Here is a 25192-nt window from a genome sequence, read left to right as displayed (position 1 = left end):
TCCTTGCGTCAAATTGACTTCGCTAGCAAATAATTTTACTAGTTGTTTGTTTGGAAATAGCTTTCTATTTCCGCCCTGCGATTCTTACCTGAAAACATTGCTGTTTTCTTGGTTTTATCTTTGTTTTTCGTTCAGTTTTCAAAGGTCATATAGAAGCGCTAAATCTTTTTAGCAGCAACTCTTATATCTTACACTTCGCAGCAATTGTTGTCAAGTATTTTTTTTCAAAAAAAATTTATTTGACCCTCTTGTTGTTTTATTTATTTGCTGGAACGTTTACTAATATATCACGTTTTTAAGACCTTGGCAAGTGTATTTGACAAAAAAAGTTCACATTTTGAAAAAAGATTTTTTTAAATGGTTTTTTATGGAGAAAAATCGTGTTTCTGCATGGTGGCAAAAACACGATTTCGTTGGTTAGTCTCTTGGTTTCATTGTTGGGAATAATAGGACGTCGCGGATGGATGGTGCGTTGGTTAGTAGCATTACTAGACGGTCCATTCCGATTCCTAGTCCTCCAGTTGGTGGCAAGCCATATTCTAAGGCTTCTAGGAACTCTTCGTCCATGTTATGTGCTTCGTCATTGCCATGTTCGCGTTCTGAGACTTGTGCTAGGAAGCGTTGGCGTTGATCGATTGGGTCATTTAGCTCTGAGAAGGCATTACCATGTTCGCGGCCTACGATGAATACTTCAAAGCGGTCTGTGAAACGGCTGTCTTCTTTATTTGTTTTGGCTAGTGGTGAGATTTCGATTGGGTGACCGTAAATGAACGTTGGTTGGATAAGTTTTTCTTCGACGAATACTTCGAAAAATTCATTTAGGACGTGGCCGTAAGTCATGTGTTCTGTGATTGGTACGTTATGCTCTTTGGCAAGTGCGCGGGCTTCTTCTGTTGTTTTGACGTTCCAGAAGTCTACGCCTGTGTATTGTTTTACTGCATCTACCATATGTAGACGGGTCCAGTTTGGTGTTAGGTCGATTTGGTCTTCGCCGTATGTGATGACTGTTGTGCCGTGTAGTTTCTGACATACTGTGGAGACTAGGCCTTCGACTAGTTCCATGATGTCTTCGAAGTTCTCGAATGCTGCGTATGTTTCTAGCATCGTGAATTCTGGGTTATGGCGGGTTGATACGCCTTCGTTACGGAATACGCGACCAATTTCGTATACTTTGTCCATGCCACCAACGATCAGGCGTTTTAGATGCAGTTCTAGGGCGATACGCAAATAGAGTTCCATATCAAGCGCATTATGGTGCGTGATGAATGGTTTTGCGGCTGCTCCGCCGGCTACTGTGTGCAGTACTGGCGTTTCTACTTCTAGGTAGCCAATGTTGTCTAAATAGTTTCGCGTGTATTGCATAATTTTACTGCGCATTACGAAGCGTTGTTGGCTTTCTGCGTTCGTGATTAGGTCTAGGTAACGTTGACGGTAACGTTGTTCAACGTCTTTTAGGCCGTGGAATTTGTCTGGTAATGGACGTAGGGATTTGCTTAGCATTGTGAATTCTGTGGCTTTTACGGATAGTTCGCCTGTGTTTGTTAGGAAAATCGTGCCCGTAACGCCGACAATGTCTCCTAGGTCTGCTAGTTTGAATAAGTCATATGCTTCTTCGCCTACGCCGTCTTTGCGGATATATATTTGAACTTGGTGGAAACGATCTTGGATATGTGTGAAGCCTACTTTTCCTTTGACACGTTTTGTCATGATACGTCCTGCAACTGATACTTCGATTGCTGCTTCTTCTAATTCTTCTTTCGTTTTGCCTTCGTATTGGCTAACGATTTCTTCTGGGCTAATCGTCCGGGCGAATTTGCCACCGAATGGATCGATTCCTTCTGCTCGTAATGTATCTAGTTTTTCACGACGCACGATTAGCTGGTCGTTTAGTTCTTCATGATTCTCATGGGACATATTTGACACTCCTATTCTTTTCTAGTTCTACAGATAGTTTCATTATACGCTCTTTCGGGTTTGTTTTTCTAGTTTTATTTGAAAAAAGTTGCCTCAAAATGCAATGAGACAACTCTGATATTATTGTTTAGCTAAGTTCTTCTCTTCGTACTGATCAACAAAGCCTCGTAAAATGCCTTCCATTTCTGTGTACTCGGTTGCTTGGTTTGCGGCAACTTTAGCACGGGTGCTTCCACGGGCGCCTTTGAGGTAGTATGCTGCGTGTTGGCGGAATTCGCGAACGGCGATGTTTTCACCTTTTAATGAGATAAGGCGTTGTAAATGTAGTAATGCTGTTTCGATTTTTTCGCGTGGTTCTGGTTCTGGGAGTAGTTCACCTGTTTCCAGATAGTGAACGGTGCGGTAGATCATCCACGGGTTCCCTAGTGCAGCGCGGCCAATCATAACTCCGTCTGCGCCTGTTTGTTCAAGAATTGCTTTGGCGTCTTCAGGTGTTTGGACGTCTCCGTTTGCCATGAATGGGATGGAGATGTTCTTCTTCACTTCGGCTAGGACGTTCCAGTCAGCTTTTCCTTCGTACATTTGAACGCGGGTACGGCCATGCATTGCGACTGCACTTGCTCCAGCGCGTTCAGCTGCTTGGGCATTTTCGATGGCAAATACGTGCTCATCATCCCAACCAATACGCATTTTTACGGTTACTGGTTTATCGACAGCGTCTACTACTGCGGAAACCATGTCGTATACTTTATTTGGATCAAGAAGCCATTTGGCACCGGCCTCGCACTTGATGATTTTGTTGACTGGACAACCCATGTTGATGTCGATAATGTCAGCTGCTGTGTTTGCTGCAACGAACTTGGCGGCTTCGACTAATGTTTGTTTCTCACCGCCAAAAATTTGTAGGCTCAGCGGTTTTTCTTTTTCGTCAATGTAGAGCATGTCGAGTGTTTTGGCGTTACGGTAAGCAATCCCCTTATCGCTTATCATTTCACAGCAGACTAGACCTGCGCCGAACTCTTTGACGGTTAGGCGGAACGCAGAGTTTGAAATTCCGGCCATCGGTGCGACGACGACTCTGTTTTTAATTGGTACATTGCCAATTTTCCACATAGCTAAATCCTTCTTTCTTGAAATAGAATAACCGCTCGAGACTGCGGCTTGATTTCTCCTTTTAAAACAATATTGTTATGTTAACACATCTCGCCCAAAGCGCAAGTGCCAAATTTACCACTCTAGCTTGATTTTGGTTTTATGGATGCCTTGGTCTTGCAAAACTTCTTTTTGTAAAAGTGGAGCTGCGACGTCTGGCGCGATTTCTTGAAGCGGAATCATGACGAAGGCGCGCTCGGTCATTCTTGGATGTGGGAGGTCTAGGCTTGGACTTCGATGTTCAATGTCATCATATAGAAGTAAGTCGATATCGATAAGACGCGGGCCCCAGCGAATGAGGCGTACGCGACCTAGTTCTGTTTCAATGTTTAGGCCTGTTTGCAAGAGTGTTTCTTGGTCTAGTGTTGTCTCTAGGGCTACCGCGATGTTTAGGAACGCCTCTTGGTCTTCGAAGCCTACTGGGTCGGTTTCGTAAACACTGGAAACGTGGGTGATTTTGATGTTTTCGGTTTGATTTAGTAATTTTAGAGCGTTTTCGAGATTTTCTTGGCGATTTCCGATATTTGTTCCGATGGATAGGTATGCGTTAGGCATGGTTGGACGTCCTTGTGATTTCGACAGCCACGGAATGGTAATGACCGGGAATCGGTGGGTTCGGTTTGGTCACGTTGACAGTGATTTCTTTGATGAGCGGATAATCATGCAAAACGGTGGATGCGATTGTTTCGGCTAGTGCTTCGATTAGCTTGAATTGTTTTTGTTGGGCGATTTCTTTGACGGTTTCGTATACTTCTGCGTAGCTTACTGTATCGGTTACTTCGTCGGATTTCCCGGCTTTTTCTGTGGATACGCCAAGTGTTAATGAGATGATGAAAGTTTGACCTAGTGTGTTTTCTTCCGGCAAAACGCCGTGATATCCGTAAAATGTTAGTTCATTTAAGTATATTTTGTCCATTTTTAAAATTCCTCCTTAGTTATGTGGGGCTTCCGTGTTGCCGAGAATGGCATCTGTCATCGTGATCATGCGTTGGATCGGTTTGACATCGTGGACGCGGAAAATTGTGCAACCTTTTGTTTGACCGTATACGACCGTCGCGCCAGTGCCTTCCATTCGTTCATCTACTGGTAAATCAAGAACGAGCCCGATAGTGGATTTGCGGCTTGTGCCTAGCAGGACTTCGTGACCCATTGCAACTAGCTCATCGATTCGGCGAAGAACTTCTAAATTTTGCGCCGGTGTTTTTACGAAGCCAAAACCGGGATCTAAAAGAATATGGTGATTTGGGACTCCGGCATTTTTGACAATTTCGATGCTTTCTTGTAGATCCTCTTTGACGTTTGCCATGAAATTCGTGTAATAACGGTCGGTTCGGTTATGCATGAGAATAATTGGTGCACCGAACGTGGCAGCGATTTGTGCAATTTTCGGATCACGTTTTGCGCCCCATTGGTCGTTGATAATGTCAGCACCCGCTTGAACCGCGGCTAGCGCGACTTCTGATTTCCACGTGTCAATAGAAATCCAAATATCTGGAAGTGTTTCTCTAACGGTTCGAATCGCTGGAATAACACGTTCGATTTCCTCATCGATTGGAATTTCACGATAACCAGGACGCGTTGATTCACCACCAATATCAATAATCGCCGCGCCATCATTCGCCATTTCAATCGCTTTTGCTTTAATTTGCTCTTGCGTTATGTAGTTTCCACCATCCGAGAATGAGTCCGGAGTGATATTTAAAATCCCCATCACCATTGTTGGATGTTCCTTCAACCAAGTTTTCCTCAATCAAGTCCACCCCTTTTTAAAATCAGTATATCATGAATTGTATTTTTTTCGGTCAGCTATGCTTTCAAGCACAACAAAAAACCAGCGCGGAAAAGGGAGTAACCGCGCTGGTCAAAAAGGGAGTGTTAAGTTTTCATTTTAAAAAGGGAAAAAATGAAACTTAGTTTTGCTTGTTGTTAGCTTATGTTTATATAATAAACCACCAAAACAAGATTCTACTGAGTTTTTTGTTAGAATTTGATTAGAAAATGAAAAGCTGAACACGCCCGTTAGCCCTGACAGAAACTGGAGCGGCCGCAGGAAAAGTCCTCTTTTGACTTTTTCGGAGGGTGTGAAGTTTCCGAAGGGCTGGCGTGTGAAGCTGGATCCGGAGGCGCCCAACACGACGCCAAGCTCTGCAAATACAAACATTGTTTCCCATCGCCATACCCCGAATTGGATTACACACTCACTTCGTTCATATGCATATTGAGGTTCTAAATGTGACGCCACACTCTGTAGATACAAACATCGTTCCCCATCACAATACCCAGAAATGAATTACACACTCACTTCATTCCACCACATATCGAGGCTCCGACTCCATCCCATCACTATTCACCGTCACAACTGCAAACTTCTCCCCAGCCTTCTTCTTAGCAACAGCACTCTTCCTCTCAGTCGCGGCTACACTAACAACCTTAACTCTCTTATCTCCATTTATCCGATAAACCCGATACCCAATAACATCCGCCGCACGATTGGCATACCATGTAATATTATCACCTACGCGCTTTACATTTGTTGGTGCTTTAGGTACGTCTTTTTTCACTGTGCTGTCGTTTGTTAGTTTAGCCGTTACTACTAGCCGATTCGGGTGTGTTCGCCGCTCGTAATCAAATGTGCCGGTACAGGTAATCAGATTGAGCAAGCGATCCCTCGATGAGCCGAAAATCTTGTCAATCGGTGCTTTCTCAGCAGGATAACTTTTTTTTACTCTGAACGGAAAACGTCAATTTCCTACCCGTCTTATCTGTTAGAAAAATTTTATCTCCAGCTTGTAATTCCTTTAGATAGAAAAATACGCCAGGACCTTTCTTACTGTCGACATGACCCGCGATGACTGCTTTCCCTTGACTTCCCGGCTTGTAGCCCGGCTTGTACCAACCTGTTTGGATGGTGTTGTTCGGCACTTCCATCTGGCCGTCTGCTGTTTTTCCAACTTGTATCACTGCTGTGTCGACTTGAATTGCGGGTATTTCAATCCGAACTGGGGTGATGCCTGTCTGTTCTTTTTGCTTCTCGGTTCGGATGGCATCGATTTCTCGTTGTTGTTTCGCGTAAATTGGGAATTCGGAGATTTGGCTTACGATTTTGCCTTTTGCGGGTTGTTCGTCGTGTTTGACTTGTATCTTTGGCTCGTCTTCGGTTGCAAAAGGGTGAATCGCGAATGCCAAAATGATGATTGCAACGATTGCAGTGATACTTGTTAGAAAAATTTTCATCGATTTCACCTCATTTTTTTAACGGTGTTGTTGCTTTTGTTGACGGAAAATGATGAATCCTGCTCCTGCGAGAATGATGGCGCTAAGTCCAATCCAAAGAGCAAGGCTGTGATTCGTTTGTTCGCCACCGCCCATTCCTGTGTTTGGCATGCTTGTTGGCATTTTGTCACTAAATTTATCAGGGAATTGGGTAACTATTGCTCCACCTAAGTTCTCGCCGATTCCTGACATTAGTTTGTAGCCCTCGCGATAAGAAGCGTATGACCCAGCATAGTCGCCAGAAACGTATTTATTGAATGTGTCTGTTACTGTTGTTTCATGTTGCGTTACCGCTGCGATGGCATCTTTAGCTGGAAGGTTACCGTCTGTGGCCGTTGCTAGGAAATTACCGAAATCATTAGCGAATGTATTGGTAAGACGTGTTGTATCTTTTTGTTCGTTGTCTGTGTTTTTGGCTGCAGTTGCTGCCGCTAAGTCCGCTTGAGCGTTGATATGATTCGTAGTCCAGAGTTTTTCGAACTGATTGCCTGCGTCGGCACCATAGATTGAAGTGAACGCTGCTTTGAATGCTGCTGTATTTTGGTCTTGTGCCCAGTTAACATAGTCGTAGTCTGGGTCGCCGTCATAGCCTTTTTCCATACTTAGTGTGGCTAAAGCGAAATGCTCGCTTCCAAGCATCGTTAGTGCAGAACGTAAGTCGGCAGCAGCTGTATCCGGTTTTGTATTTTCAAATTTATCTGGATTTTGTGCTACGATAGCTCCTGAAATTGCTTTACCGGCACCAAAAATTTGTTCAAAACCCGCTAAATATGTTTTATAAGCGCCTTCGTAATCTTTTGCTACGTATTTGTCAAATACTTGTTGGACATCCGCTTCATGTTCGGCAAGTGCTTGTTTTGCGCCTGCTTCTGGTAGTTTACCGCCTGTAGCAGTGGAAAGGAAGGCCGCCATATCGTTGACAAATTTATCTACTTCTTTTGTCGCTGCGTCTTGTGCTGCTTTGTCCCCGTCTTTTACAGCTTGGGCATAGTCATCAGTCGCAGCGTTATGTGGTGCAAAGATAGCTTCGAATTGTTTTCCGCCTTCTTCACCATATATAGATGCGATAGCTGGTTCCATATCTTTCGCATTTTGGTCTAGCGCTTTTGCTGCTTCTGGTGCTGCTTTGTTGCCGTCGTATGTTTTTATCATCGTGTCCACAGCTAATGCATAGTGTTCTGATAATAAGTAATCGAATGTTGCCCGCAAATCAGATGCAGGCGTTTTAACTGTTGGCGCTGTTTCCGCCGCATATGCCCCTGTTACCGGTGAAACTATCAATGCCAAACCTAATACTGGTGTTAACCATTTTTTCATTTTCATTTTTCCCACTCCTTTTGATTTGTTTTACATATAGCTTACGAGACAAAATTAAGAATGGATCACTTTTTTTAAAAAAAATTATATTTTCTGATCCAAAACAGGTTTCTATTCGTTAGTTTCTATAGAAGGACTTTTTCCTCGGTAATATGCTATTCTATACTTACCTTGGGGAAAGGGAGGATGAATATGCCTGAAAATGACACTGACCTTTATAATCGTATTGGGCAGGGTGACAAGTTGGCGCTTGAGAAACTCTATAATCAATATCATAAATTAGTGTTTTCTTTTGCGTACCGAATGACGGGGAATAAGGAGCTGGCTGAGGAAGTTGTGCAAGAGGTTTTTATGAAGTTGTGGGTAAAACATGGTTTGTATGATTCTGCAAAGGGCAAATTCGCATCATGGTTATTAACAGTGACGCGAAATCTCAGCATCGATCTCATGCGCAAGCAAAAAGAAGTTCCTTATGAATTGCAGGAAGAACGAGAAAAACTTGAGGATGGCGAACCTACGCCAGATGAAATATTGGAATGGAAGGAGAAAAAAGAGATTTTGAAGCAAGCTATCGGACATTTAAAGGAAAATCAGCAGGAAATGATTCACTTGTTTTATTTTAACGGCTATTCTCAGCAGAAAATTGCAGATCATTTCGGCATACCGCTTGGAACGGTGAAGGGAAGGCTAAGACTGGCTTTGCAACATTTGCGAACTGCACTAGACAGCAATGGAGAGAGGAGGGATTTAGATGAGCGAGCGCGATTATAGTGCACAAATTTTGGATTATATCAACAATGATTTAAGTAAGGAAGCGCGGTTGGAGTTTGAAGCGGCGATGGAACGGTCGCCGGAACTTAAGGCGGAAGTGCAGGAGCTTGAAGCTTTGATGGCTGATTTGCCTTACTTGTCTGAATCCGTAACTCCTCCTGAGAACATGAAGGAACGGGTGCTAGGCAATGTGTTTGCGCAGGAGCAAGAGACGGCGGCGCCACACAATAGCGTGGAGGAAATCGTGAATATAGTGCCTAAACGAAAACGACGCTGGGTTATTCCGAGTTTAGTCGCTGCACTAATCATTTCTCTGGCGGGCAATTTCTACGTGATTGCGACGCGCGACCAAGATACGAAACAGGCAACGGAAGATACAGACATCACGAAAACATCGAAGGCTTTGCAAGCATCTGACAATGTGACGGCCACTGCTACGGCTTCGTTAATTCAAAAAGGATCGCAAAACACGCTAGTTATTCAAGCGCAAAATTTAAGCCGATTGAACGGAGCTGAGTGCTATCAGGTTTGGCTGTTATTTGATGGCAAACCAACGCGAGCAGGGACTTTCATAGCAAACGACGATGGTCACGGCGGTGTAATTCACTCTATCCCAACGGATACAAAGTTTGATACAGTAGCTATAACAATCGAGCCCGATAATGACAGCCAAACACCAAAAGGACCCATTATTTTAAGCACAAGTTTATAAATAAGAAAGGCGCCGCGGCGCTTTTTTTTATTGTAAAAACCAATCCGTGCCTCCAAACTTCAGCGCGTCGACAAATGCCCCGGTCCTAGGAAAGGATTAACCCCTCACTTCATTCACGCTTATATTGGAGCTGTAACTCGTTGCACGTCGAACAGTTCCAACAACTGGGCGTTTATCGGCGCGCTGAAAGACTAAAAAAACCAACGCGTTGGTGGCACGTTGGTTTCTTCTTTCCATCACGAGGAAGTAATGGAAATCGACTTATTATTGTGGTCTTACAAGTACTATAATAACCACTATTCGCGAAATTACGCTGTGGCGAGCGTTAAAAATTCATGAGATTACTCGAAATTGTATAATGCTGTGCTTAAATAACGTTCACCGTTACTTGCCACGATAGCTAATACCTTTTTACCTGCACCAAGTTCTTTGGCAAGATTTAACGCGGCGTAGATTGTTGCTCCTGAAGAAATTCCGACTAGAATCCCTTCTTTTTTCGCTACTTCGCGCGCTGTTTCAAGAGCATCTTCACTGGAAACTTGGATAATGTCATCGTATACTTTCGTGTCCAATGTGTCTGGAATAAAGCCTGCACCAATTCCTTGAATTTTATGAGGTGATGGTGCACTTCCTGAGAGTACTGCAGATTCGGTTGGTTCTAAGGCATAAATTTTGATGTCAGGATAGTTCTTCTTAAGTACGTGCCCTGCGCCTGATACGGTTCCGCCTGTTCCAACGCCTGCTATGAAAGCATCGAGGCCATCTTTGCCGAATGCTTCGACGATTTCCGGGCCTGTTGTGCGTTCGTGGACTGCTGGATTGGATGGGTTATGGAATTGCTGTGGGACAAAATAGCCATGTTCTTTTGCAAGTTCTTCGGCTTTGGCGATTGCACCTTTCATACCGTCAGGGCCTGGAGTTAGGACTAATTCTGCACCATATGCTTGAAGTAACTTGCGGCGTTCCAAGCTCATCGTTTCCGGCATCACAAAAATGGCACGGTATCCTTTGGCTGCGGCAACCATCGCAAGGCCAATTCCTGTATTCCCACTTGTCGGTTCGATAATTGTGTCACCTGATTTCAGGGCTCCAGATTGTTCGGCGTCTTCAATCATCGCATTTGCAATACGGTCTTTCACGCTACCACCGGGATTTTGGAATTCTAATTTTACATAAACGTCTGCGCTTCCGCTCTCTGGAAGTCTATTTAATTTCACGATTGGTGTTTTGCCGATTAAGTCTGTAATTGAGTTTGCAATTGTCATTTTCTCAACACTCCTTCAATACTATTTCTTTCACTTTAATCAATTCCGACCTACTTTGTCAAATATAAAAGACGATTCAAACACTGAACCGCCTTTTAAAAATCAATTTGCTTCTTCGTAAAATTTCTCTAGTTCGGATTCTTCGAAGTGATATTTGTTGCGGCAGAAGTGGCATTCAGCCTCTGCGCCGTGGTCTTCTTCAATCATTTGGCGGATTTCTTCTTTGCCTAGTGAGATAATCGCGTTGCCGAATCGTTCTTTGGAACAGTTACATTCGAAAGCGACTGGCATCTTTTCGAGGATTTGAAGATTGTCTTCGCCGCCTGCAAGTCTCGCCAAAATTTGTTCTGGTGTTTCACCCGCGTCGATAAGTCGGGAAATCGTCGGGCAGTCTTTTAGGTTTTTCTCGATTTCATCGATGATTGCGTCGTCTGCGCCTGGTAGTAGCTGCAACATGAAACCGCCGGCTGCTTCGATTGTATCGTCTGGGTTTACGAGTACGCCTACTCCGAGTGATGAATTGATTTGTTCTGACTTCGCAAGGTAATACGTGAAATCTTCGCCGACTTCTCCGGATACGATGGGAACTTGCCCTGTGAAATTAGTACGGAAACCGATATCTTTGACGACAGATAGCGTTCCCTCTGTTCCAACACCGCGACGGACGTCTAGTTTGCCAAATTCGTTTAGTTCGCTGAAATGGACGTGTGGATTCGTTACGTAACCACGGACTTGCCCTTGTGTATTGCTATCCGTGATAATTGGACCGATTGGACCATTTGCTTCAATTTTGACGGTCACCTTTTGGTCCTCTTTTTGCATTGCGCCTAGGAAAAGTGTTGCTGTCATGGATCTTCCTAATGCGGCTGATGAAATGGACCATGTGTCGTGGCGACGTTGCGCTTCGCCTATCGTTTCAGTTGTTATTGCAGCGTAAACACGAACCAGTCCGCCATACGCTAAGCCTTTTACTAAATAATCGCTCATTCGTGATTAACTCCTTTATTGGTTATTGATTGCGTTCAAATAAAATGCGTAAACCTTTTAATGTTAAAAATGGGTCTACTTTATCTGTTATTTCTGATTTGCCACTGATTAATCTGGCAAGACCTCCTGTTGCAACAACGATTGGTTCTGTGGATGTCTCTTGCTTCATTACCTTGACAATGCCTTCATATTGGCCGATAAAACCATAATAAATACCTGATTGCATCGAGTTGACAGTACTTTTGCCGATGACTTTCGGGGCTTCTGTAACGTCCACGCGTGGCAATTTAGCCGCACGATTGTATAGCGCCTCCGTTGAAATCATGATACCCGGCGCAATTGCCCCACCATGATAACGCGATTTTTCGTCAATATAGCAAAATGTCGTCGCCGTTCCAAAATCAACAATGATAGCTGGCGCACCGTATTCTTCAATGACAGCAACAGCATTCACAATTCGGTCCGCCCCGACTTCACGCGGATTCTCGACTTGGAGGTTTAGCCCCGTTTTAATACCAGGACCAACGATTAGCGGCTCAATTTCAAAGTATTTAAAGCACATGGCTTCAAGTGAGTGCATAATCGGTGGAACAACAGAAGAAATGATAATTCCCTCGATTGCCTTTGATGAAATCCCACCATATTGAAAAAAATCTAAAACCATCATGCCAAGCTCATCTGACGTTCGGTGACGATCCGTTGCCATGCGCCAGTGCTTCAGTAATTTCTTATCTTCATAAACACCGATAGTAATATTCGTATTGCCGACATCGACCACTAAAATCAACTTCGCCACCATCCTTTTTGCGATTTTTCTAGAGTATCATAACACGTATTTTGTGAAAAGCCGAGTAATTTGTCTTATTTTGACCAATAAGATGAAAAGCTGAAACGGCTCGTCCAGCTCTGAAAAAAACTGGAGCGGCCGCAGTAAAAAGCCTCTCTTGCTTTTTATGGAGGGCGTGAAGTTTTCGAAGAGCTAGCCGTTGAAGTTGGATCCACTGAAAAGCTGAAAGAGCCCGTCTAACCCTGAAAGAAACTGGAGCAGCCGCAGGAAAAGTCTTCTTTTGACTTTTTCGGAGGGTGTAAAGTTTCCGAACACGCACAAATGGAACGCAGTCTCATTTCATTCAACTGCATATTGAGGTTCTAACTCAGCTAAGTACGCTTCATAAGAACCACAACAAAAAACCAGCACACAACAAACATGTACTGGCTCAAAAATCTTACTTATTCACCTTTTTTATCATCATTCGGTGTTTTTTCAGCATCTGGAGCTTCTTCAGTCACAACTTCTTTCGGCGCTTCTGATTCTGCTTCCTTCTCTGCTTTTTCTTCTTTATTCGCATAATCCCAAATCTTATCATTCTTCGCTTCTTCAACCATTTCCTTCTTCTCTTCTTCAAAAGACTTTGGTGCTATTTCATCTTTCTCTGATGGGAATTCAGACATTTGTTGATCAGCGTCCATTTCAGATGGCATTACACCATCTTCATACAATGATCGGATTTGGCGTGCATCTAGTGTTTCAACCTCCAGAAGCGTTTCAGCAATCAATGTATGTTGCGCTCTGTGCTCTAAAATAATATTCTTCGCGCGGTCGTAACAATATCGGATTAAGCTTTGCACTTCCGTATCGATTTCGTAGGCAATCTTATCAGAATAATTCTTGCCATTGCCAAAATCGCGGCCCATAAAGACTTGGTCATTACCAGATGCAAATTGAAGTGGACCAATTTTATCACTCATACCCCATTCGGTTACCATCCGGCGCGCAATTTGTGTCGCACGTTCGAAGTCATTACTTGCTCCTGTTGTTACTTCACCAAATTCGATTTCTTCTGCTACACGTCCACCTAATAAACCAGTGATACGGTCCATCAATTCAGCTTTCGTCATCAAGAAACGATCTTCTTTTGGTAGCATAACGGCATAGCCGCCTGCTTGTCCCCGTGGTACGATTGTTACTTTATGGACTACTTCTGCTTCATCAAGTACCATTCCGACGATTACGTGACCACTTTCATGATACGCAACGGTACGGCGTTCTTTAACAGAAATAACTCGGTTTTTCTTTAGCCGGGCCAGCGATAACGCGATCGCTTGCTTCGTCTAGGTCTTTCATATCAATTTCTTTCTTGTCGGAACGTGCTGCAACGAGTGCGGCTTCATTCAACAAGTTCTCTAAATCGGCACCAGAGAATCCTGGCGTACGTTGTGCGATTGCTTTTAAGTCTACACTCTTCGCAAGTGGTTTGTTACGTGCGTGAACTTGTAGTACAGCTTCACGTCCTTTAACATCTGGGCGGTCCACCATAATCTGACGGTCAAAACGGCCTGGACGTAGTAACGCTGGGTCAAGTACGTCAGCACGGTTAGTCGCTGCAATAATGATGATTCCTTCGTTACCGCCGAAACCATCCATTTCTACTAGCAATTGGTTCAATGTTTGTTCGCGTTCGTCATGTCCGCCGCCCATTCCTGCGCCACGTTGACGACCAACTGCGTCAATTTCATCGATAAAGATAATACACGGTGCGTTTTTCTTCGCATTTTCAAAAAGGTCACGAACACGGCTTGCACCGACACCGACAAACATTTCTACGAAGTCCGAACCACTGATAGAGAAGAACGGTACGCCTGCTTCACCAGCTACTGCACGAGCAAGTAATGTTTTACCTGTCCCTGGAGGACCTACAAGTAAGACCCCTTTCGGAATACGTGCGCCAAGTTCAGCAAATTTGCGCGGATCTTTTAAGAATTCCACGACTTCCACTAATTCTTGTTTCTCTTCGTCTGCTCCGGCTACATCAGTGAAGCGGACTTTCTTCTTGTCGTCGTTATAAAGTTTGGCTTTACTTTTACCAAAGTTCATAACTCGACCGCCACCGCCGCCACCTTGTGCTTGGCTCATCAAGAAGAAGAACAAGATGAAAATAATAACGAATGGAATGATGGAAGTGAAGAACGTAATCCAACCACTGTTTTGTTTGGCAGGAACGACTGTCATTTTCACATCGTGGTCATCTGCTAACTTGTCCATTTGTGTTAGCAATTGATCACTGTTAATCGCATAAGTCGTGAATTTCGTTGTTGTTTGGTCTTTGCCGACTTTGCTATCTGTTTTTACTGCGTCTTTTAATTCTCCGTCGATGACGTAAACACTACGATCTGGCTGAATGGAGAATGACTTGACTTGATCATCACCCATTTTCGAGATGAACTCATCGTAACTAATTTCTTTCGATGTTTCACTATTGTTGTTGAATGTGGCCACAATCCCTATAATCACCAGGAAAATGATAACGTAAAATATGGCATTTCTAAAAAAGCGGTTCATTCCTTACCTCCTCCCACGTAAGAGCTTAGACTAGTTTCTTCACATCTTAAAAATCGGGCGTAACTTGCTGCTCCCTTTCTTTGTGCAAAAACGAATCCGGCTTTTGTTCCCCTTACGAAGACTTTCTATTAAATAAAAGCATGGTTTATTATAATTCCTCAAATAGGCATATTGAGCTAAAAACTAAGACTAATGATAGCATACCGAACGGCAATTTCCCAATGATTTGCATGTTGCGGGTGAGGTTTTTTTGCGGCAGGAAAAAATTAGCGCGTCCTTACTACATTAGCTACTGTTTTCTATATGTTAACAAACTTATTTCAATTTGTGAACTAAATTAGTCCGCATAGATTTCTGGCTTCAGCACGCCGATGTAAGGCAGATTGCGATAACGCTCTGCGAAGTCAAGGCCATAGCCAACAACGAATTCATTTGGCACAACAAAACCGACATAATCTGCGTCAATTTCTACGTTGCGTCCTTCTGGTTTATCAAGCAGTGTTACAAGTTTTACGGATTTGGCTTTGCGGTATTTCAGTAGGTCAACTAAATAGCTCAATGTGCGTCCGCTATCAATGATATCTTCAATAATTAATACGTCGCGTCCTTCTACAGATGTGTTTAAATCTTTAATAATTTTCACTTCTCCTGTAGAGACAGTGCCGTTACCATAACTCGATACGTCCATGAAATCCATTTCTAAGTGCGTGTCGACGCGCTTTAACAAATCAGTCATGAACGGTGTCGCACCTTTAAGAACACCAATGACCAATGGAAAACGCCCTTCGTACTCCGCCGTCAGTTCTTTGCCTAACTCGGCAATTTTATCCTGAATTTCTTCTTCGCTAATCAACACTTTTTGAATTTCGTTGTGCATGTTTTTGTTTCCTCCTAAATTACGATGATATCTTATAATATATTGCTTTGTTTCACGACTTGGTTTGACTTGATACGTAGAAGCTTGAACACCTGGAATCCATAAAATTTCACCTGAATAGTCCGTCACAATCGGCCATGTATCACGCTCATGTTTGGGAATTTTGGCATCGATGAAAATCGATTTGAGCTTGCGTGTCCCTCCTGTTGTTTTCATGCGATCACCGTTCATCCGCCCTCTAATAATTAGTGGTAGCTGGATATCTGCTTGATTCACGATAACACCATTAAGCCCTGCTGTTTGAACAACGGAACTCTTTGTCTTCAAACGAATCTCAGCTCCGTCTAGCAATGTGACGCGGTCACCATCATATAACTGATGATAAAATTCTTGCGCTTTGCTAATTGTCTCTGTTAAAAACGCCAATTCTTCGTAAGCACGTCGCACAGTAAGTCCATTTGGCAAATGAAGTATTCCAGATGGATTAGTTTCTTTATTTAGGCGCATAATTTGGTCGATATGTCCTGCTGATATAAGTGAGACATTGTCTTTAAACAGATATTTCAATAGTAAATGAATTGTGCGGCGTTGTAAAGGTTGGGCTAGTTTCTTCCACTCTGTGAGTGACAATTTCACTTCCTTCTCACCATAGGTCACCATTCTTAACATGGCTTGCTCTGACAATTGATTCAAAAACTGAAAATCCGCCGTCGTTTCTTCGGAAAATCGTAAAAATTGCTCATGGACACTCCCATTTTCCTGTTTCATAAAGGGCAATAAGGCCTTGCGGTATCGGTTTCGCGTGTAGCTATCTTCTTGATTGCTGGCGTCTTCTAAATACGGCACTTCTTCTGTATCACAAAACGCAACAACTTCCTCTTTTGTAATTGGTAAAAAAGGACGAACCAGCTTTCCATGTGCAAAATCGCGCTTGGCTTGCATCCCGAGCCACCCTAAATCCGAACTACCCCGCACTAAACGCATGAGGATTGTCTCCATTTGGTCATCGGCATGATGCGCTAAAACAAGTTTTTGACAATGGTATTTGCGCATTAATCCTCGGAAGAAGGTGTAGCGGTACTTGCGCGCAGTTTCCTCAATTCCGGCTTTCTCTTGTTCTGCTAGATGCCTGATGTCTAATTGCGTTGTTTCGAAGCGAATTCCATATGTATCGCAAACATCGGCAACAAGCTGCTCTTCGTCCACTGATTCTGCACGCAAGCCATGATTGATGTGCGCCACTGTCATCGCGTGCCTCGGAACTATCGCAGTTTGGATTAAAAAATGAAGAAGCGCCATGGAATCGGCCCCGCCCGAAACACCGACGAGTAGCTGATCTTTTTCATGAATAAGTTGGTGCTTCTTAATAAACGCCAATACCTTTTCCCGAGTATTCATGTGCTTCCCTCTTTCATTCATTAAATCAGGCAAAAAAAGGAGTTGTACCTAAGCCAAGTAAATCAGACTTTAGTTGACTTTGAACAGCTCCTTATTATTCGCTATTTATGATTAGCTACGTTTCGCGCCACGGCCGCCACGTTTAGACTCCGTTTGACGTTTCAGTGTAGATAAACGGTCTTCGCTATCTTTTAAGAATTTAGACATTTTATCTTCAAAATTCTCTGGACGTACTGGTTCCGCAGCTTTTTTATTGTATTTAGGTTTGCGAGGTCCGTTATTGTAACTTCTCTCAGGTCTTTCTGGACGTGCTGGTTGATCTACAGCTTTACGAATAGACAAACCAATCTTGCCATCATCGCCAACATTCATGACTTTTACAGTAACTTCATCGCCAACTGTTAAAATATCATTGATGTCTTTTACGTAGTTATCAGCAACCTCACTAATATGCACAAGACCAGTCTTGCCACCCTCTAATTCAACAAACGCCCCAAAATTCGTAATCCCAGAAATCTTCCCTTGTAACTTGTTGCCTACTTCAATCGACATAAAACAATGCTTCCTCCTTAAAATTTCACTCTATCGTTAATTATAGCTCATATAAAAAGAGTGTCAATTACACGAACCTGCATTTCGCAAATTAATTGGACGACTCTTTCTTCTTCTCGTTATCGTCTGGAATATTGAAAATGATTTCCCCCTTCTCAGAAAGGAAATACTCACTCCTAGCCAGCTTTGCGATGTAGTCATCATCATGTAATTTGTTAATCGTGCTCTTTAGTTCTTTCTGTTCTTTCGCTACGGCAAGTGATTTCTTGTTTAATTCAACTTTCTCATTCTCTTTGGCATGAAGTAAACTCACTTGTTGCGAGTATACGTACACTAAACCACCCGTAACAATAACGATAGCTACTGCAATTATTAGTAGTCTCCGAAACAAGGCAACTCTTCTGCGTGAGCGTTGTTTCTTCATGACAGTTTCGTTCTGTACATAGCGATTATTGATTCTCGCGACATTACGTTGTTCTTTCTTCACACGTCACCCCTCATTTCTTTCGTACTAAAACCTTCGCCAGCCTCATTTTGTTGGTTAGCTTTCATACCTATTAAAAACGCCAATTTGAAAATGGGTTCTCACTTAAAATCATACCAATATTTCAGGTTTTTGTCCATCGCTATCCTATGATTTTGCAAAGTTTTTTGATTTGTTTTTGAACTATTTAGTTGCCATTTTCATTTTTTTATGATTCAACTGCTTTTATTACCCTTAAAAAATCGGTTGGCTCGTGTAATATATCACTAGATTTGTATACAAAATCGCTCTGTTTTACTATCAAAAAATGCTTGCATGAATTTTTTCCAATACAAGCATTTTCCGTATTATTATTTATTCACTGTTTTTTTGAATTCAAATTTCTCCATCCAACCTTTTTTACGTTTTAGGTTCAAATAGCCAATGATGGAGAATGTTAGTGCTCCTAGGAAATCGACAAATAAATCTTCCATTGTATCGGAAACTGCTGCGCTTCCAGCGAGTTTTGTCCCGTCTTCAAGCATTGTTTTTTGCATATTCATGCCAAACCAATTGTCCGCGGTGAACTCGTAGAATTCCCAGACTACACCTAGTGTTACGGCGAAGCAAAGAGCGAATAGGGCAACAAATGCTGGACTTAAATTCATCGTTACATGCTCGTCTTCATTTAGGAATTGCACGACCGAGAAACCAAGTGCTCCAAGCATTGCACCACTAAATGTATGCAAAACTGTATCCCAGTTTGGTATCAAATAGTAGAAACTGCGAACCTCGCCAAGGTAAATCGCGCAATACAAGAAAATGATAAAAATCAGATACATATTTCCCGGAATTTCAAATTTAAAGCGGCGACCCACGATAGAAGGTAGAAACATTGCTACGAGCCTAGCACACACTGGCTGACCATTAAGGCATAGTCGCTACGTGTTGGGTCTCCTTCTGGCGTTCCTGTCGCCGGTGTTGTTAGCAAGTTATAGATTGAGAATAATAATGACACTAATAATGACACAAAAATAAAGATGGCGATAATTTTTGTCCAATTCCATTTTTTCATAAATGTTGTACACTCCCTTTTTTTACAATTCATATGTTATTTACCCATTATAGAGATTTTCAATGCAAAAAGGAAGTTTTATCTGAAACAATTTATAAATCGATGAGGTTTTTCTTGATAGCATATTTCACGATGTCGGCTCGGGATTCTAAATCGAGTTTGTTCATGATATTAGCTTTGTGTGTTTCAACAGTCTTGACGGAGATACATAGTTTGGTGGCAATCTCTTTGTTGCCGTAGCCAAGGGCGATAAGTGGCAATACCTCTTGTTCGCGATTGGAGAGTTGGACATAGGAATCACTTACTTCACCGCTCGTGTTTTGCTGCAGGAACTGGCGAACAAGTGCAGTGGTGACTTTGGGATAGATATACATTTCGCCTTGATGAAGGGCTCGTATAGCATCGAGTAGCTCGTCGTCCTTGGCATTTTTCAAGATATAGCCAGATGCGCCTAGTTTTAGTGCACGAAATAGATATTCTTCATCGTCGTGCATCGTTAAAATGAGCACTTTTGTTTCTGGAAAGTTATCTTTGATTCTTTTTGTTGTAACGAGGCCGTTTTCGCCTGGAGGCATGCTCAGATCCATTAAAATGACGTCTGGCTGGTGGCGCTCGGTTTCCAGATATGCTTCAAGGCCGTCTGCTGCATCGCCAACGACCGTCATATCTTCTTGTGAATTAATCATAAAGGACAAGCCGCTTCGGACAACCGCGTGATCGTCTACTACGAGTACCTTAATCATGTTGTTTCTCCCCTTTGTGTTCAATTGGAATGCGAACGAGCACTTTGGTTCCTTGGTGTGGTGCGGATCGTAATTCGAAGTCGCCGTGTAAAAGTTCCACTCGTTCTTTCATGTTCAGTAGGCCCAAGCCACTTCCTTGCGCTGTGAAATGGTCTGGTGAAAAACCTAAGCCTTGATCATTGATTTCGAGAACAATGCTTTGTTTTGTTTTGAAAAGATAGACTTCAATCTCGTCCACGTCTGCGTACTTGGCAGCATTGGTTAGTGCTTCTTGAGTAACACGGTAAAGCATTGTCTCAACACTTGCCGAAAAACGTGTACCGTATAATTCAGAAACAAAAACCACATGTACTCCAAAAAGCTGTTCATAGCGCTTGAAATACGCTTTTAAGGCCGCAAAAATTCCGAGATCATCGAGGGATGATGGGCGTAATTCGACTGCCATATTGCGCACGTCTTCAAGAATTGTTGCTAGCATGGAGTCCATCTCAGAAATGCTGGCGTCATAATCTTCTTGCTTTGTCATGTATTTGATTTTGCGAAGCTCAATGAGTGTGCTGTAAAGACCTTGCGCCAAGCCGTCATGTAGTTCACGAGACAGACGTTTGCGTTCGCTCTCTTGAGCATTGATGATGTACTCAGTCATTGTTTTTAGTTTTAGAATTTGTTCGGTGTATTGTTGCTGAGTAAGGTTTCGTAGTAATAAGACACTGATTTGTTTGGCGTCGTCAATAGCTGTGTAGCTGGCGCTAAATGGAATATGTTCGCCATCTTTTGCTTGTAGATATAGTTGAAACGCTTCCTTGTCCGTCCGCTCACGCAAAGAACAGCCTAGGCAGGTGCGTTCTTCCGAGGCCGACATGTAGCCACTGCAACCATTGCAGAACTCGCTTACATTCAAATCATATCGTTCTAAAAGTTTGACGGCCGCGGGATTTGAAGCAATAATTTCACTTTTATTATGTAGTAAAAAAACTGCGTCGCTCATTTGGTTGTAGGCCTTCATCAGTAAGTCTGCGGTTAATTCCATTTCCATCATTCCTTTACGGCTAGTAAGCTTGGTTCCATTTTGTTTGCGATAACTTGAAAATCAGTGATCAGAGCTTCTTTTAGTTGGGTGACTTTGCGATTACCTCCAAGCATCACAGCAATCACTGCGCCTTCGGATAGAATCGGAACAGCGATAATACTGGCCAAATTTTCAGTAAGAGCAATTGGATATTCTTGGATTGGTGCTTGGCGCTCCGTTTTAAGATCTTCGGCGATGATTGGTCTTCCAGTACGCCACACAATACCAGCAATTCCTTTGCCAACTTGAAGGACGATTTTTTGGTAGCGGTTGTTTCGATTGCCTGCAACGTATTTCCAACGTATTTCTTTTTGGTTTCCAGTCGCGATAGCCGTTGCAATACCTACAAAGTCGAGCCCCAGTTGGAGACGAATATCGATAAGTTCACTTGCTATATCTTGTTCGGTCATTAGTGTGTCATTCCTTTCTTCATTACTTATTTAGAATAACACGGAGCGAGGTCATTTGGGAATATGTGAAAGGTTTCATTTATGCCCAATCGAGACATTTCTTTTTGAAAAAGGTCTGGTGTGGCTTTGCCTTGAAAAATGACACCGTCCCACTGCTGATTAGTTAAGACCCGCGTAGTTATATCGTCGTAACGCTGGTCAGGGCTGGTGAGTTCAGGTACGACATAGATATGCGCGCCTTGTTCGGTGTAATCATAAATCGTAGCGAAATCTGCAGCTAATGTAGTGGCTATGATGATGCGTTTGCCAAATAGCGGCTTTTCTTCAAACCAAGATGTGGCTTGGCGTTCAGTAACAATTTCTCCTAGCAAAATAATAGCTGGGTTCGCCATCGTTGTTTTGGCAAGCTGTTGCTCGATGTTTTGTAACGTTCCTGTCAAAACTTGTTGGCGTCCTAGTGTTCCCCATTCGATAATCGCGACAGGAAGTTCGGTGAGCGTCTCGTTTTTGCTAATGTTTTCGCAGATTCGCGGCAGATTCTCGATGCCCATATAAAAAGCGAGTGTCCCGCCGAGCGCTAAATGACTTAAGTCTTGTTCTGCGAGTTGACCGTTTCGTCCGTGACCAGTTGCAAATGCGACATGAGCGTTATGTTCGCGGTGCGTTAAGGGAATTCCCGCATAGATTGCCGCGGCTGAGGCTGCCGTAATGCCTGGTACAACATCGTACGTAAGCTCGGCTTCAGATATCGCGCGCATTTCTTCGCCAACCCGTCCGAATATCGCTGGGTCGCCGCCTTTTAGACGGACAACCTTGTTTCCTTGTTTGGCGTACGCGATGATCGTTTCGTTAATTTGCTCTTGACGCATCGTGTGGTGTTTCGGTAATTTGCCACAGTAGATGAGCGTCGCGTCGCGTTTCGCATGATGAAGCAGAATCGGATTGACAAGGCGGTCGTAAATAATGACATCGGCGGTTTGCAAGTGACGCTGGCCTTTTTGAGTTAAGAGTCCCGGGTCGCCTGGACCAGCGCCGATAAGGTAAACGTTTGTCATCATTCAGTAACCAAGAAGATTTGGCCGTTTTCGACGACGGTTTCGTATGTTTGAACGCAGCCTTCGTCAGGAGCGGCGACTTCTCCTGTTGTTAGCGAAATTTTATAGTCATGTAACGGGCAAAATACGTGCGTGCCTGAAACGGTGCCTTCTGCTAGTGGGCCGTTCTTGTGCGGGCAGCGGTTTTCGATGGCTTTAATGCTGTCATCGGAAAGGCGAAACAGCGCAATCGCAGTATTGTTAAATTGGACTTCGCGCCCGATTAGTGGCGTTAGGCTTGCCATGTCAGCAATATATGTTTTTTTCATCGCAAAATCACACTCTTTCTACGTGATATAGTTTTTTGTTTTTTCTTCGTCTTGCAAAACTTGTTTCCATGGGTCGTCGCGACCTTCGAGTGCTTCGTCGAGCGATGCTTTTAGTTGCGCCTGTTCGGTTGGGTCCAAGATGATATCGCGAACGTGGTCAAAGCCCATCCGTTCTAGCCAAGGTGCGGTACGTTCCATGTAGACACCAGTTTCGCGGTAATATTGAACGTAGGCGCTGCAAATGTCTAGGACTTCTTGTTCGGTGGCGACAGTAGTCAGAAGTTGCGCTTCTTTGATTTCGGTTCCACCGTTACCGCCGATGTAGATTTGGAAGCCGTTCTCGACGCCGATGATGCCGTAGTCTTTGACGCCGGATTCGACGCAGCTTCTCGGACACGCGGAGACGCCCATTTTGAATTTATGTGGTGTGTCTACGAATTCGAAGCGCCGTTCTAATGCTTCGCCGAGCGCGAGGGAATCTTGGGTTCCGAAACGGCAGAACTTCGCACCGACGCATGATTTGACGGTACGCAATGTTTTTCCGTAGGCAAAGCCGGAACGCATGTCGAGTTCTTCCCAAATTTTCGGCAAGTCTTCTTTTTTGACGCCATATAAGCCAATTCGTTGCCCACCTGTGAGTTTTAAAAGTGGAATATCGTATTTTTCAGCGACTTTGGCGATTTTGATTAGTTGTTGCGGATCGGTTTTGCCGGCGTACATTCTTGGAATAACGGAGTATGTGCCGTCATTCTGGATGTTTGCATGCAATCTTTCATTGACGTAGCGACTTTCTGGTTCGTCTTGGTGGTCGTGCGGCCAAACCATGTTGAGGTAGTAATTGAGTGCTGGACGGCATTTCGAGCAGCCTTCTGGGTTGCGGAAGCCGAGTACGTGTCGGACTTCTTTGGCGTTTTGCAGTGATTTCGCACGAATTTGGATGATAAGTTGGTCGCGTGATAGGTCGGTACATCCGCAAATGCCTGCTGGTGCTGCGTTTACGAAGTCATCGCCTAGCGTGTGTTCTAGAATTTCGCCGATAATTGGTTTACATTTTCCGCAAGAACCGCCTGCTTTTGTGTGCGCAGTAACTTCGCCGATAGTTGTTAGCCCTTTTTCGGTAATGGCGCTTACGATGTCTCCTTTGCAAACACCGTTACAGCCACATACGGACTCGTCGTCTGGCATTTCTGCGATGTTGGTCGCTTCTGATTCGCCTGCCTTGTGAAGGAGGGAAACGAGCGTGAAATCATCGATCGCTTCTTCTTTTTTGAGCACGTTGTAGAGGCGATTTCCTTCTGTTGTGTCACCGTAAAGCACGACGCCTACTAGTTTGCCGTCTTTTACGAAGATTTTTTTATATTTGTTATCGATGCTGTTGAAAATGGTGACGCCTTTGACTTCGGCGTTTTCTTTGATGCTGCCTGCTGAGAATAGGTCGCAGCCGGATACTTTGAGTTGGGTGAACATTTTGCTACCTTGATAGCCTGGTGTTTCGATGTCGCACAGATGGTCGGCGAGGACTTTGCCTTGTTCGTAAAGCGGTGCTACAAGGCCGTATGCGATGCCATTATGCTCCGCGCATTCCCCTACTGCAAAAATATCTGGGTCGGCTGTGGTCATAAAATCGTCGACTACGATACCGCGCCCCGTCGGTAAATTGGCGTGTTGTGCTAGTTCGATTTCCGGCTTAATTCCGATGGCCATCACAACTAAATCCGTCTCAATCTGCGAGCCGTCCTTGAAGGCTAGGCCTGTTACGCGTGATTTTCCAAGGATTTTGGAAGTTGCTTTTTGCATCAGGAATTTCATGCCCTGCGCTTCTAGGTCGGCTTTTAGAAGTTCGCCTGCTTTGGCGTCAAGTTGAGTTTCCATCAACCAGTCTGCGAGATGGACAACCGTCACATCCATGCCTTGATCAAGAAGTCCTCGTGCTGCTTCCAAGCCAAGTAAACCACCGCCAATAACGGTAGCTCGTTCGTATTTTTGGGAGATTTCGATCATTTTTTCTGTGTCGTCGATTGTTCGGAATCCTAGAACACCTTCTAGGTCTGCGCCTGGAATTGGCAGAATGAAGGCTCTGGAACCTGTCGCCAAAATGAGGCGGTCGTAGGAAAGATTGCGTTTTGTTGTGGTGATGATTTTCGCTTGGCGGTCGATGAGTACTGCTTTTTCGTTTGTATGTAGTGTGATTTGATTGCCTGCATACCAGGTTTCGTCGTTTAGAATGATTTCGGATTGAGTCATTTTGTTTTGTAGAATATTTGAAAGCATGATGCGGTTGTAGTTCGGATAGGGCTCGTCGCCAATGATGGTGATGTTGTATTTATCTGGATTGCGGTCGAGAATCTCTTCAATCGTGCGCACGCCTGCCATTCCATTACCGATCATGACTAGATTTTGTTTTTGCATGGTATTCTCCTCCTAGTTTTTGTGAATATATGAACAAACAACTATACAAATAGATGAATTCATTATAGGAGGACTGGACGGATTTGGGTATTGGGGAAAACA

At 43.7% G+C, this 25192-nt stretch carries 21 protein-coding genes and 3 pseudogenes; 2 read left to right on the top strand and 22 right to left on the bottom strand.

Annotated features, from left to right (window positions below; genetic code table 11):
* Positions 1–417: 417 nt before the first annotated feature.
* The 8 genes from lysS to PRIP_RS07425 form a co-directional block, all read right to left on the bottom strand.
* Positions 418–1914, bottom strand: coding sequence for a lysine--tRNA ligase (gene lysS / locus PRIP_RS07460; protein WP_036100464.1), 1497 nt, complete (start codon positions 1912–1914; stop codon positions 418–420).
* A gap of 120 nt (positions 1915–2034) precedes the next feature.
* Positions 2035–3027: a tRNA dihydrouridine synthase DusB gene (dusB, locus tag PRIP_RS07455; RefSeq protein WP_036100462.1), complete on the bottom strand. Its 993-nt coding sequence runs from the start codon at positions 3025–3027 to the stop codon at positions 2035–2037.
* A 114-nt stretch (positions 3028–3141) separates the two neighbouring features.
* Entirely contained in the window at positions 3142–3621 is a 480-nt protein-coding gene (gene folK, locus PRIP_RS07450) for a 2-amino-4-hydroxy-6-hydroxymethyldihydropteridine diphosphokinase (RefSeq protein ID WP_036100460.1), read from the bottom strand.
* Positions 3614–3982, bottom strand: a complete 369-nt coding sequence (gene folB / locus PRIP_RS07445; RefSeq protein ID WP_036100458.1) for a dihydroneopterin aldolase — start codon at positions 3980–3982, stop codon at positions 3614–3616. The genes folK and folB overlap by 8 nt, the downstream gene beginning before the upstream one ends.
* A gap of 15 nt (positions 3983–3997) precedes the next feature.
* On the bottom strand, positions 3998–4783 hold the full coding sequence (gene folP / locus PRIP_RS07440; RefSeq protein WP_036100585.1) for a dihydropteroate synthase: 786 nt from the start codon (positions 4781–4783) through the stop codon (positions 3998–4000).
* A gap of 586 nt (positions 4784–5369) precedes the next feature.
* Positions 5370–5726 carry a hypothetical protein gene (locus tag PRIP_RS16240; protein ID WP_052008791.1) on the bottom strand — a complete coding sequence of 119 codons (357 nt, stop codon included), beginning with the start codon at positions 5724–5726 and terminating at the stop codon, positions 5370–5372.
* A 43-nt stretch (positions 5727–5769) separates the two neighbouring features.
* Positions 5770–6300, bottom strand: a complete 531-nt coding sequence (locus tag PRIP_RS16235; protein WP_052008790.1) for a class F sortase — start codon at positions 6298–6300, stop codon at positions 5770–5772.
* Positions 6301–6318: 18 nt separating this feature from the next.
* Positions 6319–7662, bottom strand: coding sequence for a hypothetical protein (locus tag PRIP_RS07425; protein ID WP_036100455.1), 1344 nt, complete (start codon positions 7660–7662; stop codon positions 6319–6321).
* Positions 7663–7848: 186 nt separating this feature from the next.
* Between PRIP_RS07425 and PRIP_RS07420 the strand changes: the two genes are divergently transcribed.
* Positions 7849–8427 carry an RNA polymerase sigma factor gene (locus PRIP_RS07420; RefSeq protein ID WP_036100453.1) on the top strand — a complete coding sequence of 193 codons (579 nt, stop codon included), beginning with the start codon at positions 7849–7851 and terminating at the stop codon, positions 8425–8427.
* The gene (locus PRIP_RS07415; protein WP_036100450.1) at positions 8408–9139 is read left to right on the top strand and encodes an anti-sigma factor; all 732 of its coding nucleotides are present in this window, start codon (positions 8408–8410) and stop codon (positions 9137–9139) included. Before PRIP_RS07420 ends, PRIP_RS07415 begins: the two co-directional genes overlap by 20 nt.
* A gap of 341 nt (positions 9140–9480) precedes the next feature.
* Here PRIP_RS07415 and cysK read toward each other — a convergent pair whose 3' ends face one another.
* From cysK to nirB, 14 genes and pseudogenes are all read right to left on the bottom strand, one after another.
* Positions 9481–10404, bottom strand: coding sequence for a cysteine synthase A (gene cysK / locus PRIP_RS07410; protein ID WP_036100448.1), 924 nt, complete (start codon positions 10402–10404; stop codon positions 9481–9483).
* Positions 10405–10506: 102 nt separating this feature from the next.
* Positions 10507–11391 (bottom strand): Hsp33 family molecular chaperone HslO, encoded by an 885-nt coding sequence (gene hslO / locus PRIP_RS07405; RefSeq protein ID WP_036100446.1) that lies wholly within the window; start codon positions 11389–11391, stop codon positions 10507–10509.
* Between the two features lie 22 nt (positions 11392–11413).
* Positions 11414–12178, bottom strand: a complete 765-nt coding sequence (locus tag PRIP_RS07400) for a type III pantothenate kinase (RefSeq protein ID WP_036100444.1) — start codon at positions 12176–12178, stop codon at positions 11414–11416.
* A gap of 443 nt (positions 12179–12621) precedes the next feature.
* Positions 12622–14731 (bottom strand): annotated as a pseudogene (ftsH, locus tag PRIP_RS07390) (ATP-dependent zinc metalloprotease FtsH).
* Between the two features lie 337 nt (positions 14732–15068).
* Entirely contained in the window at positions 15069–17006 is a 1938-nt protein-coding gene (gene hpt / locus PRIP_RS07385; RefSeq protein ID WP_036100441.1) for a hypoxanthine phosphoribosyltransferase, read from the bottom strand.
* A 111-nt stretch (positions 17007–17117) separates the two neighbouring features.
* On the bottom strand, positions 17118–17558 hold the full coding sequence (locus PRIP_RS07380) for a S1 domain-containing RNA-binding protein (protein ID WP_036084987.1): 441 nt from the start codon (positions 17556–17558) through the stop codon (positions 17118–17120).
* A 91-nt stretch (positions 17559–17649) separates the two neighbouring features.
* Positions 17650–18045: an FtsB family cell division protein gene (locus tag PRIP_RS07375; RefSeq protein WP_036100440.1), complete on the bottom strand. Its 396-nt coding sequence runs from the start codon at positions 18043–18045 to the stop codon at positions 17650–17652.
* Between the two features lie 347 nt (positions 18046–18392).
* Positions 18393–19129, bottom strand: a pseudogene (locus tag PRIP_RS07370) (DUF2238 domain-containing protein).
* 59 nt (positions 19130–19188) lie between these two features.
* The gene (locus tag PRIP_RS07365; protein WP_036100438.1) at positions 19189–19839 is read right to left on the bottom strand and encodes a response regulator; all 651 of its coding nucleotides are present in this window, start codon (positions 19837–19839) and stop codon (positions 19189–19191) included.
* Entirely contained in the window at positions 19832–20869 is a 1038-nt protein-coding gene (locus PRIP_RS07360; protein ID WP_052008789.1) for a sensor histidine kinase, read from the bottom strand. Before PRIP_RS07360 ends, PRIP_RS07365 begins: the two co-directional genes overlap by 8 nt.
* Before the next feature lie 5 nt (positions 20870–20874).
* Positions 20875–21318, bottom strand: coding sequence for a GAF domain-containing protein (locus PRIP_RS07355; RefSeq protein WP_036100434.1), 444 nt, complete (start codon positions 21316–21318; stop codon positions 20875–20877).
* A 26-nt stretch (positions 21319–21344) separates the two neighbouring features.
* Positions 21345–22376, bottom strand: coding sequence for a uroporphyrinogen-III C-methyltransferase (gene cobA, locus PRIP_RS07350; RefSeq protein WP_241434107.1), 1032 nt, complete (start codon positions 22374–22376; stop codon positions 21345–21347).
* Complete coding sequence (gene nirD / locus PRIP_RS07345; RefSeq protein WP_052008788.1) at positions 22373–22681, bottom strand: nitrite reductase small subunit NirD; 309 nt, start codon at positions 22679–22681, stop codon at positions 22373–22375. Before nirD ends, cobA begins: the two co-directional genes overlap by 4 nt.
* Positions 22682–22688: 7 nt before the next feature.
* Positions 22689–25090: pseudogene (nirB, locus tag PRIP_RS07340) on the bottom strand (nitrite reductase large subunit NirB).
* Between the last annotated feature and the right edge of the window lie 102 nt (positions 25091–25192).

It is taken from the genome of Paenilisteria riparia FSL S10-1204 (genome assembly GCF_000525995.1).
Lineage (GTDB): Bacteria > Bacillota > Bacilli > Lactobacillales > Listeriaceae > Listeria_A > Listeria_A riparia.
This window is presented reverse-complemented; position numbering and strand designations above follow the sequence as displayed.